Below are 18,775 nucleotides of genomic sequence, written 5' to 3'. Positions count from 1 at the left end.
ATATAATACAAGACAAGGCTTAAAACTAGCTTAACTTTTCTCATATTTTACTATTTTACAAAAAATTCTATCACCATCACCTATCCAAGAAAAAAAGCCACCTGATTGGGTGACTTCATTAGGAGATTATGATGAAAAAAGTTTTAGGATTTCATTAAATAAAGTTAGGAGGTCTTTATTTAATAGTTGTATAATACTAGACCAGCCTTAAACTTTGCTTAAGAAAAAACAAATTTTATTATTTTTCTCGATTCATCCAAGTCATTCCTATACAATTATAGGTGGATAAGATTTCAAAACCCAGTGAACGATAGAATCCCAAGGTTTTTTCTGTCTGTTCGGTCACTAGTTGGACTTGGTAGACATCTTTGAAATCCTCTAAAGCCTTTCCCATTAAGGCACTACCAATCCCTTGGCGCTGATAGCTAGGCAAAACGATCAAATCCTGGACAAAAATCGATGAAAAACCATCTCCAACAAAACGGACCAAGCCCACCACGGCATCGCTATCAAGTGCCAGATAAATCGCTAATGAGTGAGGCAAGGCCTTCTCCAGCATCTGAGGTTGATGGGTATAATTTGTCCAACCGACTGCCTGATAGAGAGGCAAAACATCCTCTAGCTTGACAATTTCTTGCTTTCTAATAGTTATCATACCATCACCTCTTAGAGTTCTCTCAAGCTCTTGTGCTGCCGTCCATTTTTAGCAAAATTTTCAGGACGCAACCATGTTTCCAAACGATCTTTGACTTTGGGTCAGTCCTTATCAATCATAGACAACCAATCCGTATCCCTCGTCCGTCACTTATAAACCACTGCCTGACAGAATGTTCCTTCATAAATAAAGCCCAAACGTTCTGCAGCTCGTCTTGATGGCAGGTTAAGAGCATCGCATTTCCATTCATAGCGACGATAGTTAAGCTCTTCAAAGACATAGCGCGCCAGTAGATACCGGGCTTCTGTCCCTATCCGTGTCCCTCTGAGTTTTGGAGAAAAAGTAACAGCTCCCACTTCTATTACTCGGTTATTCTGGTCAATGCGCATGAGAGAAAAAGTTCCCAAAGCCTTACCAGTTGCCTTGTCTATGATTGCATAGTAAAAACGATCCTTACGAGCCAACATCTGATTTAAAAGGGTAACCAGCTCCTCCATATCTACCACTGGCTCCTGAAAAAGGTAGGTCCACATCTCCTGAGGCGTATCAGGGCCATAAACAGCTAGCAAATCCCTCGCATGTTTTTCTACCGAGAGAGCCTCTATCCGAGCATAACGCCCTTCTAAGAAATCAATAGAAGGCAGTTTACCTGGTGTATAACCTTCCATTGACTCACCAATCATCTGACCATATTCATTTACTGGCATCTTTCTTCTCCTTGTTTTACGCTGAAAATACTATATCACAAATTGTTCTCTTTGGAAACTAGCACTGTCTTAAAACTTCATCCTCAACACTATATTAGTGACCCGTTTTCTGTCTTTTATCCTCTAAGGCTTGATTAATTCGTTGGGTGAGTTTATGAGTTTGCCAGATTTGATACAACCATATCAGTCCATAAATTAATAAGAAAAAGAACCAAAGCAAGGGACTCAACAATGCTGAACCCCAGCCAAAGAATAGGTAGGTCAATACTAAAATAGTAGCTGTCGCTAACAAATGAACTCCCACACGCATACTATAAGCAAGAAACTCTAGCCTCTCAAGGATTAAGGTCAATACCCCCATAATTCCACTCATCAAAAACAAAGCTAGAGTATTTTTTGTCGTTGGTGCGGGATAGGTAATACCTGAATAAAACTGAGCCCATAACACCAAACTCAAATAAACAAAGGAGGCCGTACGCATTCCCGATACAAAATAAGCAATCAATCGCTTCATGATTTTCTCCTATAAACCTAGATAATCCATTAAGGACTTAACGTATTTCCGACTCACACTAGATTTGATACCCCGAGTCATTTTGGCCATCATGTTCCCTGAAAAGCTATCCGATAATGACTTCAGATGGTCAATGTTTATAATTGAATGACGTGATATCTGTATGAAATTATGCCGGTTAACCCGATTCTGAAAGTTTGACAATGTTTCCTTAGTTTTATAAATCCCGTCTACCGTATAAATGGTCAACAAATTCTTATCGATATCTGCTAGAATAAGATCCTCAATTTTCACCATAACCAGATGAGCATCCGTTCGAATAGGAATGACCACCTGATTAGTCGTTTAAAATTGTTCTAAATACTCCATGACTTCTCTTGCTTGGTCGGTTAACTGAGCTGCCTGAATTACAATGTATGGGGTCTTTTTCTGAAAACTCTGTATTCATTTCAAAACGAATTTTCATTTTCTCTCCAATACATCTTTATTTTCTCTTACTAAACACTTTAACAAATAAGAACCTGTATTCACAAAATGATAGAGCCTTTAAAAGCCGATTAATGTGTGAAAGTTTGACAAAAGCAAGCTCTGACGATACGGATTTTTCAACATCCTTAGCTAATCTTCGAGAGTGATTCAACCAAGAAAAAGTTCGCTCAACAACCCAAGGTTTGGGGATGATTTGCCAGCTGTCCTTGATTTTTTCAGAAATATCTACTGGGCAACCAAACTCCTTCACCATCATCTCCTCAGAGCTTTTACGATAACCAGCATCGGCTGAAAAAGCCTTGATGGTTGGGAATTGTAGCATCACTTTGCGAGCCACTAAAAAACCTGATTTTGTGCCGTGCAAATGAGCTGCATGAACCACCACATCGAGAAGATTTCCCACAGTATCCACAAGGATGTGGCGCTTCCTCCCTTTGACCTTCTTACCGCCATCAATCCCACGTTCCTCTGCGGCATCTGTTGTTTTCACGCTTTGAGAATCAATGATAGCATAGGTTGGAGTGGCTGCTCTACCAGCTTTCAGTCGCTTTTTTTAACCAGTTCCGTCAAAATGGTGTCCCACAAGCCGCTCTCTCTGGCACGACGAAAGAAACTCCAGACAGTTGGGGAAGGAGGGAAATCATGAGGGAGCATGCGCCATTTGCAACCTGTTTTAGTGATATACAAGGTGGCGTTCACGAGTTCTCGTTTAGCCCACTTATAGGTGCGATGTTGGGAGAAATAGGGTTCAAGTTTAGCCCATTCTTGATCGGTTAAATCGGTATCATATGCTTTTCGTATCATATCTTTAGTTTAACATTTTTTTGTGAATACAGATTCTTAATCTGCACATGCTGTTTGACTGTCGCCTCTGTGCTAAAAGATAACCGAACAAACTGAGTCTGTAAAAATCTTAAAATTTCATTATCTTTTGGTTCCTGACCAAACGTCGCACGACAAACTTGATAAATTTCCTCATACTCTTGTTCAAACAATCCATGCCAAAATCCATCTTCAAAATAAACTGTCAAGCCAATTGAAACGATTTCCACGACAGCACCTCCTTAAATCTATCCCTAAGAATGGACAACCAAGGAGGAAGGCTACTGATAGACTTGCCTACGTCTGGACTACCAACCAGAACTGTGTTTTTATCTTAGTTGGGACTATTATAGCACCGTTCAGAACTATCTACAAATTTTTCAAATGTGTATCAAAAAAATTATCGTAGCAAACCAAGAGTCTACACTTTCTTTCATTAATAAGCACCAATCTTTTCGATAACGATGATTCGGTTGATAAGCAACCGTCAACATATGCCCCATTTCATAGTATTTTTTAAACAAAATGGATTTCCCTTTATAATGTGAAATAATACCATCTATCGCAGATGACGCATCCCATATTTCATCAACGTCGCTTCCTAGTAATAATAAAGGAGAGGCAATTTTACTCACATCAATCTGAGCCCTACTATCTTCAGGAATATGTTTTCCAAAAAACTTGTTTAACAAATAATTTCCTAGTTGAAATTTTTGATACGGAAGTTCTTTTTGCAAATATGTCCAAGAAGATGAATGAGAGTTGATTTTTCCCTTTATTCCCTCAAATATTACATTTGAGGGGGAATTGAGTACCAAACATTGCGCATCATCCAAAATACTTTGTCCAGCCAGAACAAGCTTTGCTCCTTTAGAACAACCATATATTCCTATTTTTGTATTATCAACTTGAGGATGATAATATAGAAAATCTTTCGCTTCCTCCAGACATTCTACCGGAATTCGTTCTAAGTTTTGGGGTAATCCCTCTAAACCAAAATAAGCTATAGCAAGACAAATATAGCCTCTAGAAGATAAAAGTTGGGCAATGTTCTGAGCTTTTTCAATTCTTCCCTCACTACCGCTAACAATAATTACGGCTGGTGCCTTTCTTAACTTTTCATCATAAAATAATCGGCCTTGAAAATGCTTATCATAAATATCTTAATACCTTAGTCCCAGATTCATATAACGCCTTACAAAACTTTGCTCCGCGACCACATCTTTCCCCGGCCTGATTTTAATTTCAACACCAAAACAATCTCGCAATGGAATTCTATCAAGAGAACTAGGTAATCTCCTTTTCCTATTCTTCAACGGTTTCGCATTAAAGAATAAGCCCATTCCTGAAATTCCTTTATAAGATCCCGAAATAGATGCTGTCTGAGAGGTATCAATCATACCGCCCTGATCAGATAAAAAATGCAGTTTATTTCCACATAACATCATGATCTAAAATCAAGGGAGCATTTATACAGTAATAATCAGATAGATACATTTCTACACAATACCTTGTCCTTGGTTCTAGACCATTGATAGTAATATAAAAAGATTCATCTGCTAGGTCAGTTTGTGAAATCAGTTCAATATTTACAGTCATATCTCCTCCTTTTGTTAATAAACTTAACAATCAAATTTAAAATTTACCGCGACTTTTACCACGGTAATCCTCCCCACACCTTTTCAATATCATCCATCAATTTCACAACTGTCTGAAGCTCCTCCTCGCTATAGTTGTTTAAAACTGAAAAGACCGATTTTTCAATATATGCTTGTTGCTCCTTATGGATTTTAAAAACTTTGATGCCTTTTTCAGATAATCTCAAATATTTATTTTTCCCATTATTCGGAGCAAAATCAAAAACAACTAAATTTTTTTGAATTAATCTCCTAACACTTTGAGTTATTGCACTTCTTGAAACTTCTAATAATTCAGATAATTTCACTAGATTTAAGGGCTGATTTTTCCCAATCACAACAATCAAATGTACCTCATTCAACGTAATGGATTTGTCAATACTAATTTTATGTTGATTTTTTTTAAACTGTTCAAATGATAAAATAAATCTATTGAAACGATTATTAAATGTAATAAATTCTTTTTTATCCATAATCGCTCTTTTCTTTGTTAATTATATTAATAAAATAAAAAGTTCCTGTCAAATAAAAATCCTCCAGATTCTACTCTGAAGGATTCCTATCTTATTTCACAACAATATTAACCAATTTAGTTGGCTTCAATAGTTCAGTGGACTATTGAAGGTGGCAGATAGAGCTAATAAACTCGTTATTTAACGACGATATTAACGAGTTTGTTAGGTACCGCAATCACTTTCACGATTTCCTTACCGTCAATTTCTGCCTTGACTTTTTCGTCAGCGAGAGCAATTTCTTGCAATTCTTCGCGTGATAGATCTTTAGCGACCATGAGTTTGGCACGAACTTTTCCTTTGATTTGGACGACGATTTCGATTTCGTCTTCAACTAATTTGCTTTCGTCCCATGTTGGCCAAGCTACGTAAGAGATTGACTCACCTGTTACTGCAACTATTTGCCAGAGTTCTTCTGCCAAGTGAGGTGCAAATGGGGCAATCAATTGGATAAAGCCTTTAGCATAGTCCACATAGAGTTTGTCTTCCTTATTAGCCGAGTTGACAAAGACCATGAGTTGGGCAATGGCTGTGTTGAATTTCATGGATTCGATTTGCTCAGTGACAGCTTTAACTGTTTCATTGTAAACCTTGTCAAGAGCACCATTGTTTTCCGCAGCGATTTCTTTACTTGTAATCAAACGGTAAACACGATCAAGGAACTTACGGCTTCCTTCCAGACCTTCTTCAGACCAAGCAATCGAAGCATCAAGTGGTCCCATAAACATTTCATAAACACGAAGTGTGTCAGCACCGTATTGTTCCACTACATCATCTGGGTTAACAACGTTCTTGAGCGATTTAGACATCTTGGCTGGTGCTTGCTCCAACTCTTCCCCTGTTTCCACATGGAAGAAAGAACCGTCACGTTTTTCAACCTTGTCAGTCGCTACAAGAGCTCCACGGTGGTCACGGTAGCTTGTTCCCAAAATCATCCCTTGATTAAAGAGTTTTTGGAATGGCTCTTTAGTAGGTACAACACCAAGGTCATAGAGGAATTTGTGCCAGAAACGAGCGTAGAGCAAGTGAAGAACAGCATGCTCCGCACCACCCACGTAGATATCTACTGGTAACCATTGTTTGAGGAGGTCCTCATCAGCCAATTTCTCAGTATTGTGTGGGTCAATATAACGGAGGTAGTACCAGCTTGAACCAGCCCACTGTGGCATCGTATTGGTTTCGCGACGACCTTTGACGCCATCTTCACGAGTCACTTCAAGCCAGTCGGTCAAGTTAGCCAATGGGCTTTCCCCAGTACCTGAAGGGCGGATATCCTTAGTTACAGGTAAGACAAGTGGGAGTTCACTTTCTGAAACGGCTGTTGAAGTTCCATCTTCCCAATGAATGATTGGAATTGGCTCACCCCAGTAACGTTGACGGCTAAAGAGCCAGTCACGGAGACGGTAGGTGACTTTTTCTTGACCACAGCCTTTTTCTTCCAACCAAGCTACAATCTTAGCAATCGCTTCTTCTTTGTTCAATCCATTTAGGAAGTCTGAATTGACATGAAGACCATCTTCTGTGTAAGCAGCTTCTGCTACATTTCCACCTTCTAGCACTTCTACGATTGGAAGGGCAAATTGTTTGGCAAATTCCCAGTCACGTTGGTCATGGGCAGGCACAGCCATGACAGCACCTGTTCCATAACTAGCAAGAACATAGTCGGCAATCCAGATTGGAATTTCCTTGCCATTGACAGGGTTGATGGCATAGGCACCTGTCCAAACACCAGTTTTTTCCTTGGCAAGGTCGGTACGAGCCAAGTCAGACTTGAGACTAGCTTGGTGTTTGTAGTCCGCAACTGCATCAGCTTGCTCTGGGCTTGTGATAGTGTCAACCAAATCATGCTCAGGAGCTAAGACAGTGAAAGTCGCACCGAAAAGAGTATCAGGACGAGTGGTAAAGACTATGAATTCCTTGTCTATTCCCTTAACTTTAAAGGTTACATTGGCACCAGTTGATTTCCCAATCCAGTTGCGTTGCATGTCCTTGATAGACTCTGGCCAATCAAGCTCGTCTAAGTCATTGAGCAAGCGCTCCGCATAGGCCGTAATTTTAAGCATCCATTGGCGCATTGGTTTGCGGACAACGGGATAGCCACCACGCTCAGAAGTTCCGTCAGGAAGGACTTCTTCGTTGGCGATGGCTGTCCCCAATTCCTCAACCCAGTTTACTGGCACTTCCGCTTCATAGGCCAAGCCTTTTTCATAAAGCTTAGTGAAAATCCATTGCGTCCACTTGTAGTAGTTTGGATCTGTTGTATTGACTTCACGATCCCAGTCATAAGAAAATCCAAGCGCATTGATTTGGCGTTTGAAGTTAGCAATGTTCTCAGCTGTAAATTCTGCTGGGTCATTACCAGTATCCATAGCATATTGCTCTGCAGGCAAACCAAAAGCATCCCAACCCATTGGGTGAAGGACATTGTAACCTTGCGCACGTTTGTAACGACTGAGGATATCAGTCGCTGTATAACCTTCTGGATGTCCTACGTGCAGACCCGCTCCAGACGGATATGGGAACATGTCAAGCGCATAAAACTTCGGTTTTAATGCATCTGTTCCTGTCTTAAATGTATGATGTTCTGCCCAGTAGCCCTGCCACTTAGGCTCAATTTCTTTATGATTGTAAAAACTCATGGTCTCTCTCCAATTTTGTGATGTTACTATTATACCATTTTTGAGGGAATTTGAAATGTGTTAAAAGAAAAAACTGTATACTGTATTTCATTAATTTTGATGGCTCTGAATTGCTCTATCACCCACTTTTTATCTTATTATTATGCGGGAAATCAAAGAGCAAAACAAGAAGCTTATCTCTTATAACACAAAATACTAATTTTAGACCGAAGATACGACTGGAATGCTCATTAATGTATTTATAATAAATAGCCGACAACCTATGTCGCTTTTTGATTTATGAAGAACGTCGGATTCAATGCGAGGAACAATAAAAGACTACCATTTGGAAAACAGTAGTCCTTATTGTTTATTTTGAATTTACATAGGCGTCTACAGCGATGATAGCTTGAGCAACATCTGAAGGCGAAATCTTAAACGGCATCTGATGGATTGTCTCACCCTCCATAGTTGCTTGTTTACCAACTTTTATTAAATCATCATATCCAACTTGATCTAAATGCATTTCTTTTAGAGTTGTTGGCATACCAATTTTTTTGTAAAACTCAATATACTTATCAAGTTCTTCTTTTGGTCTATTTTCCAACAACAGTTGTACCAAAGTTCCATAAGCTACTTTTTCACCATGTGTTAAATGATGTATGTCACCTGTCAATGCAGTAAAACCATTATGAATCGCATGCGCCGCAGCCAATCCTCCACTTTCAAAACCTAGACCACTCAATAAAGTATTAGCTTCAACAATATTTTCTAATGCTGGTGTCACAACTTTAGCTTCACAAGCTGCCATAGCCTGTAAACCATCTGCGAACAGCGTTTCTTCACATTTTTTCGCAATTGCAACTCCAGCCAACGTTTGTTGTTGTCCTAACATAGTTTTTCCATTTGCCTGCATAACTGCACGCGCCTCAACCCAAGTTGCTAAACCATCTGCAATACCAGACGCTAATAAACGCTTAGGAGCTTGTGAAATAACTTTTGTATCAACCAAAACTAAATCTGGATTTTTAGAATAAAATAGATAATGATCAAATGCACCTTCATCTGTATAAATAACAGATAAAGCAGATACAGGTGCGTCGGTCGATGCAATTGTTGGAGCAATAATAACAGGCTTTTCAATCAAATCTGCAATAGCTTTTGCACTATCAATCGTCTTTCCACCACCAAGCCCGATAATACTATCACAATTTTCTTTCTCAGCTAAGGCAACAACTCGATTGATTTCATTGTCAGAAGCTTCACCATTAAACTGGGCTAGAACAATATGGAAACCATACCTATGTAGGTAATCTTCAAATCGTTTTCCAACAATATCATAAACCAACTGATCGCATAATAGAATAGGATGATTTCCCAAATCCAATATTGATTTGGCATTTTCAAACAAGGCATTTTCCCCTTGAATATATCTCGAAGGACTAGCAAAAATTCTCATATGTATTTCCTCTCTATCTAAACGGAACGACTATTTTGAGTAACAAACCAATCGTCAGAAAAATCATCAACTGCCTTTTGGATAGATGGCATGGCGAAAGCTGATTCAAAAACATCTGCTCCTGCTGTAACAGCATGCGCACCTGCAGCTAAAGCATTATTTACTTGTGCTACATTTTTAAAGGATGCAGCTAAAATCTTACTAGGAGAGTTCTGTCTATCAATAGCAAGAGCTAATTGACGAATGACAGAATTTGAATCGATGTTCAGATTCTCCATTCTGTTATAATATGGAGCTAGGTAATCCGCTCCTGCCTCAATAGCTAATAATCCTTGAATAACTGTATAAATAGCTGTTGCAGTGATATGGTATCCCTCTTTTTTTAACACCTTTATTGCACGTAATCCATCTGGAGTAACAGGTACTTTGATAAATATATCATCTCCTGCTTGTCTCCGAATTTCATGAGCATCTTTTAAGATACCTTCAAAATCTTGAGAAATCACCTGAACATGAATAGAGGGTGCAGAGCCAATTAATTCTCTTACATCTTTGATTCGTTCAAAAAAATTAATCGAACCCTCTCTTTTGGCAATAGTGGGGTTTGAAGTTACCCCAGCTAGCGGTAAAATTTCAGACCACTTTTTAATCTCATCTAAATTTAATGTGTCAAGCATAAATTCCATAAAAAGAACCTCTTTATTTTACAAAGTATGCTCAGTACGTCCTATAATATCATCTTGGGTTGCCTTAGAAAGAACATTGAAGAATGCAGAGTATCCTGCAACACGAACAATTAAATCTCTGTGTTTTTCAGGATGTTTCTGAGCGTCAATCAACGTCTCTCTGGAAACAACATTGTATTGAATATGGTACCCATGTAAACGATTAAAGAATGTTCGTAACAAAGCAATTAGTTTTAATTTATCTTCTTCTTTGGCTAACGTTTGAGGATTTACTTTCTGATTTAAGAGAACCCCACCTACAATTTCATCTGTTGGTAATTTTGAAACAGATTTTAAAACAGATGTAGGGCCGTGTTGATCCATATTATGTGATGGTGAACAACCCTCTGCTAGCGGTGTACCTGCATTGCGGCCATCTGGAGTTGCTAATGTCCCACGTCCCTGCCCTACGTTGGCTGAGATAGAAGATGTTCCTGAATAACGAATTCCTCCAATAGGTCCTCTTCCATAACGTGTATTAGGATATTTAGCAATTTCATCAACATAAATGTCATAAGCAGCAGTAACTAAATTATCAGCATAATCATTATCGTTACCGTACTTAGGAGCGTCATTAATCAACATTTCTTGAATCGCCTTACCTTCTTCTCCGGCATAATCTGTTTCCAATGCATGCCAAAGTTGACTTGGGCTTATACGTTCTTCCTCAAATACTAACTTTTTAATTGCAGCTAATGAATCCGACAAATTTGCAATTCCAACTTGCAAACCTGATATATAATCATATACTGCTCCACCTTCTTTAAGGTGTTTTCCACGACCAATACAATCATCAGTCAATGCCGAGCATAGAATATCAGGAACTTCTCGTTCCAATGATAAATCAATAGAATTTTCAACAATAACACTCATTCGTGTCAAGTATCTTAGTGTTTTATCCCAAGCGTTTTCTAATTCAGAAAAGTTCTTCATATCCTTAAAATGCCCAAAGCTTGGTGCAAACCGTTTCCCCGAAGCTGGATCAATTCCATCATTCATCGTGATAAGTAGAACTTTAGGGAAGTTCATGTAACTCATACCCGTGCAACGATAGCCCCATTTCCCTGGAACTGCCGTTTCAACACATCCAATGGCACTGTAATCATAAGCATCATCTTCCAATACTCCTTTTGCAATAAAAGAAGGAATGATAATCTCATCATTATTAAATGCAGGCATACCAAAACCAAGTTTCATCACTTCAATACACTCATTCATGAAACGAGCATCTAAACCTGCATGGTAACGTACAGTTAGATTAGGTTGCGGTAGATGGGTTTGTGCAACTGATTTTAATACCAAATAAGATAATGGGTTAACAGCATCCTTCTTATCTCGAGTCTGTCCACCAATTGTAACATTTTGATATAAAGGACTTCCTGCTGAAGAAAATGTATGTGCTTGACTGCGAACCTTATTAATTGTAATTGTCTTAATCCAAAGATTTGTTAGACGTTCAACAATGCTATCTTCTGTTTCTTTACCACTTTCTAAATCAGCCTTCATATATGGATACATATATTGATCAAAACGGCCATATGAAAGAGAGTGGCCATTAGATTCAATTTGTAAAATACATTGAATAAACCAGACTGATTGAATAGCTTCTGCAAAAGTAGTTGCCGGTTCATATGGGACTCGAGAGCAAATATCTGCAATCTCAAGCAATTCTTTCTTACGTTTAGGATTTGCATTTTCGGCTAAACTTTTAGCAAGATCAACAAAGCGATTTGCATATACTTTAATAGCATCGATTACGATAAATATAGAGTCGTAAAAATGATATTTATCAATACTTGCTGGATCTGTTAAATCTAACTCTGCTTTCGCTTTACGAGCCCGCTCTTCAAAACCTCTTAAACCAAATTGCAACAGTTTCTGATAGTTAACTGCTAAGTGAGCATCTCCAGAATTCATCTTACCTTCCATACCGAAGAATCCTGTTTCCATATAAACAGACACTTCTTCAGGTAACAAGGCACCAGCTCTAGCACGTAAATTATTATTTTCCCAAAACGGAGCAATACTTCTAAGTTGTTCTTTTGTTTCTTCTGTAATATAGAAAACATCGCCATCACGCTTTTCAAAAAGATCCAACTCATTGAGAACAAATTCTAGCGTATATTCTGGAAAAATAGGAGCATCTTTATTGGAAGAAGCTTGATTTCCCGCAATCATAGATTCTTCTTCGATATAGATCGTCATATTTTCCAAAATTTCTTTGAGCATATAGGCGCGTTTTAGGACATTAGGCTGTTCCTTATATCGATCATAAGCGCGTGTTGCTAAAACTGCTCTTTCAGCATCAATATAAGGTTTTTTATTTAAAACATCTTCTCGATATTTGTTCATCCTTTCAGTAAGGCTGCCAAAATATTCTGTCTTGATTGTTGTTCTTGCTACTTCTTTATTTACCACCGTAAGCACCTTTCTTTCGAAAATATTTTTGTTTCTTTCGAAAATATAATACCTAATTTTTTAGAGAATTTCAAGCTTTTAACTAGAAAAACTTTAACTCCCTAATTTTTAGCACAAATGTGTGAGTTTAACAGTAACACACAAATGCCTCTAAGATTGTTTGATTTCATTTTGGTAAGCTAAACGATCTTGTATCTTAAAGAATGGAAAATAAACCACTGTAGACATCGCCAATACTAATAACTGAGTCACAACACCTTGCCATCCACCCACCAAAAATCCTGATAGAATAGCTGGTGTACTCCAAGGCAATGTTACCCCTGAGAATGGCTGCATGAAACCTGTTGCAATAGCTCCATATACTATCACAGCTGCAAGTACAGGAACAAGAATGAAAGGTACAAACATAACTGGATTCATGACAATCGGAAATCCAAATACAACTGGCTCATTTACGTTAAATATTGCTGGAAAAGCTGCAACTTTTCCTAAGGCTTGGTATTGTTTTGATTTTGCTGCAAAAAGCATGGCAACTACAAGACCAAACGTAATCCCTGAACCTGATAGAATTAAAAATGAATCTAAAAATTGTTGAGTAACAATATGTGCACCATTTTCTAATGATAGATTCCCAGAGGCTAACATAGCTTTATTAGCATCAAGATTAGATAAAAGCAGAGCGGTCACTACTCCATTTACTACCGATTGTCCATGAACACCAAACCACCACAAAAATGATATAAAGAATGCAATTCCAATTGCACCATACAAAGATCCAGTTAAACCTTGCAATGGAACTTGAATAGCAGAATAAATCATTTCAATAAATGTTCCGCCATTAGTCAATGACTTCGCTAAAATATATACAATCATAGAAGATAAGAAAATTACAAATGCTGGAATCATTGCTTCAAACTGTTTGGCAATAGCTTGTGGAACTTGTTCTGGCATCTTAATAACAATTTTTCTCTTTATAAAGAAGGTATAAATACTTCCTACTACCAAACCTATAATGATAGCACCGATAATTCCTTGACCTCCAAACCAAACTTTACTAATAGCGTCCCCAATCGCCTCACCTTGTTTAGGGATATAAGATGATCTTAGCAAAATAAAGAATGCAGATACAGAAAGAACCCCAGCTGGCAATGCCTCTACTCCGCTATTCTTAGCATAAGAATAGGCAATTGAAAAACAAGAAATTAGACCCATAATAGCAAAAGTTCCTGAATATACTTGCATAAACGGCTCTGTCCAATTAGCTCCAAAAACACTAGCAATGCTCTTATTTAATCCTTCGAACGGCAATTGTCCCATAATCAAGAATAAACTACCAACTACTGTCAATGGCAAAATTGCTAACATCCCATCTTTTAGAGCTATAATGCCACGCATATTCACAAACTTCATCATAGGTGCAATGATTTTCTGAACATCCATCTTTGACATAATAAATCTCCTTTTCTTACCCACTAATCAAAGATAGGGCCAAATCTAATACTTTTTTCCCATCTAACATACCATAGTCCATCATCGGAATAACAGCTATCGGAACATCACACTTATCACAAATTTCTTTTGATTTATCTAATGTATAAGCAACTTGTGGACCCAATAGTGCAACATCTATATTTGGCGCATAATCCGCTAATTTAGACTGAGAAAACGCCTCTATTTCTGCCTCAACTCCACTAGCTTGCGCTGCAATTTTCATATTATTTACAAGCATACCAGTAGAAAAACCTGCTGCACAAAACAAACCAATCTTCACCATTATATTTTCCTCCTCTATGTTAATACTCTAGTATTATTTTTTATGAAGTTCTTTTCTCAAACTAATAATTTCTTTGATTAAATTAATCTCCGTCATACTAGTCATGAGATGATCTTGTGAATGAACAAAGAGAGCTGTTATTTCTGTCTTTGTACCAGACGCTTCCTGTGCCAAGAATTTTGTTTGTAGATTATGGGCTTCTAATAAGGCTGCATCAGCTAACTGGATTTCTTCTTCACATCGTTCACATGTACCGTTTTTTATGTAATCTAATGCTTTATAAATATGTTGTTTCGCATCGCCAGCATATAAAATTAAACCCATGATAATTTGATCTGGAACAATAATTTCCATAAATTCCTCCTCATTTCACTATGTAAAAAGCTTTTTTCATTTGAAATTTTAAAATTTTCTTTTGTAACTATAGAATACAACTACATAATAAACTTGTCAATCTAAAAACAACAAATAAACTATTTTTGTTTATATAAGCACAAATGTGCAATTGACTAAAAGAAAAACGATAAACTGATCAGTCTATCATTTTCACTCACCTAGAATCTCTCTAAAAGTCAAATCACCATCTTCTTCCAAAACTTTTAAAATTGTATTTTTATCTGTAATCAGATGATTTACTAGATTAGCACGCAAGACAGAAAGAATCGCAGATACTTTCGTATCACCGTAAGCAACAGCTAAACTTTGAGGAATATTTTTTAAATCTTCCAAAGAAATTGCTATCGTTCTTTCCTGTAAGTTCTCATAAACTTCTTTACCTTTTGAATCAAAGAATCGACAACAAATTTCCCCTACAGTTTTAACTTTTGTCAATTCTTTAAAGTCATCCTCTGTAAGCATGTCTAACCATTGATGTTTTCCTTTATTACTAAAATCACCAATCCCAACCACAACTATATCTAAATCTTTCCAACTATTTTTCAAATCTTCAAAATATCTTGATTGCAAAATACCATCTGCTAACAATTTATTTTCTTGCACAATTGTTGCATTCATAAATGTACACTCTCCATGAAATTTTCTAGACATTTCATAAATCAGTGTATTCACATGGTATTTAGCGTGTATGTGACTAGGACCACCTGCTAGAGGATAGAAGTGAACATTTCGGACACTTTTGCTGTGGATTAGATCTACTAAATTACTTAAACTTTTCCCCCAAGAAAAGCCAATTTTCATATTATCATCAATTAAATTCCTAAGGACACCTGCTGCAACTTGAGAAATTCTTTCAGATAAAATTGTTGGAGTATCATCAAATTCATTTGGAATAATTTCTAAACTTTCCAGACCATATTTTTCTTTTACATAATTTTCCAACTTAAACATATTGGTATCAAAATTCTCTATTTCAATTTTAACAATTCCTGCATTCCTTGCTTCTGTTAACATTCTACTAATAGAGGTTCTATAAATTCCTAATTTTGCCGCTATTTGTGACTGATTTAAGTTTTCAATATAATACAGATAAGCAATTTTAGAAAGCAGTTTATTCCTATCTTGATTCATACACTTAACCTCTTACGAAACTACCTTAACCATTATCCCAGCATTTTCTAATGTAGCTATATTTTGTTTAGAAAGTTTTTCGTCTGTTATTACTTCATAGACTTGACTTAAAGCAAATCTTCTTACTGTACCCCTTTTATCAAATTTACTTGAGTCAGTTAGCACAATGACTTTATCCGACGCTGCTGAAATATATTGAACTACCTCACTGCGCATTAAATCTTTTCCTGTAAAGCCCATCTCTTTATCGTAGCCATCTGTCCCAACAAAAGCTTGACGAACATGAAAAGTCTGTATCATTTCTTTTAATAAAGGTCCTACGGTAACCTGTGAATCTTTCTGAAACTCTCCACCAAGAACAATAACACGACATGAATCATAACCTCTTACAAAATTTGCTATAAAAAATGAATTTGTTACAATAGTGACATTTCTTTTTTGCTTGCAAATTTCCTCAGCAAGTAAAGCACAGGTCGATCCAGATTCTATCATTATTGTTTCATTATCTGACACCAATTTTACTGCTTCTTGAACAATTTTTCTCTTAATTTCATAATTAATTGACAAGCGTACATTTAAGTCATCTCCACTATTTAACACAGCATATCCATGCTCTCTGTGTAATAAGCCTTTTGACTCTAATTTATCTAAATCTTTTCTAATCGTTACTTTCGATACATTTAATTTTTCCGATAATGTATTAACATCAATCTTTTCATATTCTGATACTAATTTAATAATTTGTTCCAATCTTTTCATTTTACACCTCCGTTTTATTCTACCAAAATAAAAAGCAAAAAACAACAAATTAAACTTTCGTTCGTAATTGTTTTTCTTTCGTTTTTGTGATAGGATAGAATTATAAAGAGGAGGAACTCTTATGGAAATATCTAAAGGAATTATTTTTAATATTCAACACTTTTCAATTCATGACGGTCCGGGTATTCGTACAACTGTTTTTTTAAAAGGATGTCCTCTGCGCTGTCCATGGTGTTCTAATCCTGAATCTCAAAGAATGAAACCTGAAAAAATGAAAGATGCTCAACGAGAGAAATTCACTTTAGTAGGTGAAGAAAAAACTGTAGAAGAAATTATTACAGAGGTATTAAAAGATAAAGAATTTTACGAAGAATCCGGTGGAGGTTTAACTTTATCAGGGGGTGAAATATTTGCTCAGTTTGAATTTGCTAAAGCCATCTTAAAGTCAGCTAAAGAACATCACATACACACTGCCATTGAAACTACTGCCTTTGTTGATCATGAAAAATTTGTTGATTTAATCCAATATGTGGATTTTATCTATACAGACCTAAAACATTATAATTCTATAAAACATAAAAAAGTGACTGGGGTTTTTAATCAAATGATTATAAAAAACATTCATTATGCTTTTTCTCAAAATAAAACTATCGTTTTAAGAATCCCAGTTATTCCTGATTTTAACAATAGTTTAGAGGATGCAGAAGAATTCGCTACTCTATTTAACTCATTAAATATCGACCAAGTTCAACTACTCCCTTTTCATCAATTTGGTGAAAACAAATATCGTTTATTAAATCGGAAATATGAAATGGATGGAGTCAACGCACTTCATCCTGAAGATCTCATTGAGTATCAAAAGGTATTTCTGAACCATCATATTAATTGTTATTTCTAGTGGCTCTATAATATTTGTAGTGGGTAAATCCCCTATGGATATTATGGAGCCTATTTTGTTGTAGAAAAAAAGTTCCATAAGATCTATAATGAAAAGCGACTAAACAACTCACTAGAAAGAATCATATGGAACCATTACATTTTATCACAAAACTCCTTGATATCAAAGACCCAAATATCCAAATTATAGATATCATCAATAAGGATACACACAAAGAAATCATCGCTAAACTGGACTACGACGCCCCATCTTGTCCTGAGTGTGGAAGTCAAATGAAGAAATATGACTTCCAAAAACCGTCGAAAATTCCTTACCTCGAAACGACTGGTATGCCTACTAGAATTCTCCTTAAAAAGAGACGTTTCAAGTGCTATCAGTGCTCGAAAATGATGGTCGCTGAGACTTCTCTCGTCAAGAAGAATCACCAAATTCCTGAGATTATGTCCTGGAACGTTGAAACAGTCAGGGGAGTGACTGTTTCAATCGGGAGATAAAGATGAGTTTCATTGCGCAAGATTTTGAAAAGCTCAATATCATCACCCTTCTTGAGGGGAGAACACAAGCTATCATCCGAAATCACTTTCTTCGCTACGATAGAGCCGTTCGTTGTCAGGTGAAAATCATTACGATGGATATGTTTAGTCCTTACTATGCCTTGACTAAACAGCTTCGCTTTCGAATTTCTAGGCTCAGGCTAAAACAGTCCACTGGACTGTTTTACTCCAACATCTTAGCCGTGCTATGAGTCGTGTCCGTGTCCAAATCATGAACCAATTCGATCGAAAATCCCATGAATACAAGGCCATCAAACGCTACTGGAAACTCATCCTACAGGATAGTCGAAAACTCAGCGATAAACGTTTTTATCGCCCTACTTTTCGTATGCATCTAACCAACAAAGAGATTCTAGACAAGCTTTTGAGCTATTCAGAACAAGGAGCCAGACAAATTTTTCGGACTCATTGAGGACAATCTTAAGCTGGTTCATCCTCTTTTTCAGACTGTCTTTAAAACCTTCCTCAAGGATAAAGAGAAAATCGTCAACGCCCTTCAACTACCCTATTCTAACGCAAAATTGGAAGCCACTAATAATCTCATCAAACTTATCAAGCGCAATGCATTTGGCTTTCGGAACTTTGAAAACTTCAAAAAACGAATTTTCATCGCTCTAAATATCAAAAAAGAAAGGACGAAATTTGTCCTTTCTAGATCTTAGCTGACTTCAACCCACTACAGTTGACAAAGAGCCGAACTTTCAATT

15 protein-coding genes and 5 pseudogenes are annotated in these 18,775 nt (G+C 36.9%); 2 read left to right on the top strand and 18 right to left on the bottom strand.

The annotated features are described in order from the left end of the window. Positions 1-238: 238 nt before the first annotated feature. The 18 genes and pseudogenes from OVN21_RS03430 to OVN21_RS03345 all read right to left on the bottom strand — a co-directional run bounded on the left by OVN21_RS03430 (position 239) and on the right by OVN21_RS03345 (position 16,616). Complete coding sequence (locus OVN21_RS03430; RefSeq protein ID WP_267247274.1) at positions 239-655, bottom strand: GNAT family N-acetyltransferase; 417 nt, start codon at positions 653-655, stop codon at positions 239-241. Between the two features lie 11 nt (positions 656-666). Further along, positions 667-1,362, bottom strand: a pseudogene (locus tag OVN21_RS03425) (GNAT family N-acetyltransferase). Between the two features lie 94 nt (positions 1,363-1,456). Then, the gene (locus OVN21_RS03420; RefSeq protein WP_267247273.1) at positions 1,457-1,876 is read right to left on the bottom strand and encodes a DUF3021 domain-containing protein; all 420 of its coding nucleotides are present in this window, start codon (positions 1,874-1,876) and stop codon (positions 1,457-1,459) included. A 9-nt stretch (positions 1,877-1,885) separates the two neighbouring features. Continuing rightward, a pseudogene (locus OVN21_RS03415) lies at positions 1,886-2,342 on the bottom strand (LytTR family DNA-binding domain-containing protein). Between the two features lie 18 nt (positions 2,343-2,360). Then, positions 2,361-2,870: a transposase gene (locus OVN21_RS03410; protein ID WP_267247301.1), complete on the bottom strand. Its 510-nt coding sequence runs from the start codon at positions 2,868-2,870 to the stop codon at positions 2,361-2,363. Positions 2,871-2,905: 35 nt separating this feature from the next. Then, on the bottom strand, positions 2,906-3,169 hold the full coding sequence (locus OVN21_RS03405; RefSeq protein ID WP_267247272.1) for a transposase: 264 nt from the start codon (positions 3,167-3,169) through the stop codon (positions 2,906-2,908). Between the two features lie 32 nt (positions 3,170-3,201). After that, a pseudogene (locus OVN21_RS03400) lies at positions 3,202-3,417 on the bottom strand (DUF2992 family protein); the annotation flags it as partial. A 139-nt stretch (positions 3,418-3,556) separates the two neighbouring features. Then, positions 3,557-4,786: pseudogene (locus tag OVN21_RS03395) on the bottom strand (acyl-CoA thioesterase/BAAT N-terminal domain-containing protein). Between the two features lie 55 nt (positions 4,787-4,841). Continuing rightward, positions 4,842-5,297 carry a MarR family winged helix-turn-helix transcriptional regulator gene (locus OVN21_RS03390; RefSeq protein ID WP_267247271.1) on the bottom strand — a complete coding sequence of 152 codons (456 nt, stop codon included), beginning with the start codon at positions 5,295-5,297 and terminating at the stop codon, positions 4,842-4,844. A 176-nt stretch (positions 5,298-5,473) separates the two neighbouring features. Continuing rightward, positions 5,474-7,975: a leucine--tRNA ligase gene (leuS, locus tag OVN21_RS03385; protein WP_267247270.1), complete on the bottom strand. Its 2,502-nt coding sequence runs from the start codon at positions 7,973-7,975 to the stop codon at positions 5,474-5,476. A 349-nt stretch (positions 7,976-8,324) separates the two neighbouring features. After that, positions 8,325-9,413 carry a glycerol dehydrogenase gene (locus OVN21_RS03380; RefSeq protein WP_267247269.1) on the bottom strand — a complete coding sequence of 363 codons (1,089 nt, stop codon included), beginning with the start codon at positions 9,411-9,413 and terminating at the stop codon, positions 8,325-8,327. A gap of 17 nt (positions 9,414-9,430) precedes the next feature. Next, a complete protein-coding gene (locus OVN21_RS03375; RefSeq protein WP_267247268.1) occupies positions 9,431-10,099 on the bottom strand; it encodes a fructose-6-phosphate aldolase in 669 nt (222 codons plus the stop codon). 18 nt (positions 10,100-10,117) lie between these two features. Further along, on the bottom strand, positions 10,118-12,556 hold the full coding sequence (locus OVN21_RS03370; protein WP_267247267.1) for a glycyl radical protein: 2,439 nt from the start codon (positions 12,554-12,556) through the stop codon (positions 10,118-10,120). Between the two features lie 150 nt (positions 12,557-12,706). Next, positions 12,707-14,005 (bottom strand): PTS sugar transporter subunit IIC, encoded by a 1,299-nt coding sequence (locus OVN21_RS03365; protein ID WP_267247266.1) that lies wholly within the window; start codon positions 14,003-14,005, stop codon positions 12,707-12,709. Between the two features lie 16 nt (positions 14,006-14,021). Next, positions 14,022-14,330: a PTS sugar transporter subunit IIB gene (locus tag OVN21_RS03360; protein WP_000238716.1), complete on the bottom strand. Its 309-nt coding sequence runs from the start codon at positions 14,328-14,330 to the stop codon at positions 14,022-14,024. 33 nt (positions 14,331-14,363) lie between these two features. Further along, positions 14,364-14,684 (bottom strand): PTS lactose/cellobiose transporter subunit IIA, encoded by a 321-nt coding sequence (locus OVN21_RS03355; protein ID WP_000402908.1) that lies wholly within the window; start codon positions 14,682-14,684, stop codon positions 14,364-14,366. Between the two features lie 192 nt (positions 14,685-14,876). Beyond that, positions 14,877-15,857 carry a sugar-binding transcriptional regulator gene (locus OVN21_RS03350; RefSeq protein WP_267247265.1) on the bottom strand — a complete coding sequence of 327 codons (981 nt, stop codon included), beginning with the start codon at positions 15,855-15,857 and terminating at the stop codon, positions 14,877-14,879. 12 nt (positions 15,858-15,869) lie between these two features. Next, entirely contained in the window at positions 15,870-16,616 is a 747-nt protein-coding gene (locus OVN21_RS03345; protein ID WP_000824973.1) for a DeoR/GlpR family DNA-binding transcription regulator, read from the bottom strand. A 121-nt stretch (positions 16,617-16,737) separates the two neighbouring features. Here OVN21_RS03345 and OVN21_RS03340 point away from each other — a divergent pair, with 121 nt between their 5' ends. Both OVN21_RS03340 and OVN21_RS03335 read left to right on the top strand, forming a co-directional pair. After that, a complete protein-coding gene (locus OVN21_RS03340) occupies positions 16,738-17,514 on the top strand; it encodes a glycyl-radical enzyme activating protein (RefSeq protein WP_267247264.1) in 777 nt (258 codons plus the stop codon). Positions 17,515-17,639: 125 nt separating this feature from the next. Continuing rightward, a pseudogene (locus tag OVN21_RS03335) lies at positions 17,640-18,730 on the top strand (transposase). Positions 18,731-18,775 lie beyond the last annotated feature (45 nt).

This window comes from Streptococcus sp. Marseille-Q5986, assembly GCF_946902915.1.
Lineage (GTDB): Bacteria > Bacillota > Bacilli > Lactobacillales > Streptococcaceae > Streptococcus.
The sequence above is the reverse complement of the archived record's forward strand: the minus strand, read 5'-3'. Positions and strand labels throughout refer to the sequence as shown.